The sequence below is a fragment of the Bradyrhizobium sp. PRIMUS42 genome, from assembly GCF_023006515.1.
GTDB lineage: Bacteria > Pseudomonadota > Alphaproteobacteria > Rhizobiales > Xanthobacteraceae > Bradyrhizobium.
Map to the genome: position 1 here is coordinate 1 of NZ_JALBGZ010001569.1, position 488 is coordinate 488.

Sequence of the window (488 nt, forward strand, 5' to 3'; positions counted from 1 at the left end):
CTTCAGCTCGGCGTCGATCCGCGAGCCCTTGCTCGCGCCTGTCTGCACGAAGGCGATGCGCCCTTCGACGGTACCGCCTTCGATGTCGGCCTTCAGCCTGTCGATGGCGAGATGGTTGGCGGCGATCGTCACGTCGCCGGCCAGACGCAGCGGCCGCGTGCTGCGGCGGTTGATCTCGCTGCGACCCTGGAGCCAGGCCATCAGCGTATCCGGGTCGGACGATTCGACGCTGAGACGGCCGCTGAAACTGTCGGCGCCGGGCGTCGCGCCATTGAGCGAGAGCTGCGTCATGCCGGGCGCGCGCAGCTCGAGCCGCTGGAAGGTCCAGGATCGTCCGTCGGTCTGAAGCTCGGCTGAGATGTTCTGCAGCGGACGGCCGCCGAGCATGATCTGGTCGGAGTTGAACTCGATCTGCGCCGGGATCGGCGCCTGCGGAATTGCGGCGAGCCCTGCGCGCAGCGCCGGCAGGATGCGGAGCGGCTCGGCAT

At 68.9% G+C, this 488-nt stretch carries 1 pseudogene; it reads right to left on the reverse strand.

What is annotated here, in order from left to right:
- A pseudogene (locus MOV75_RS41705) lies at positions 1-488 on the reverse strand (hypothetical protein); the annotation flags it as partial.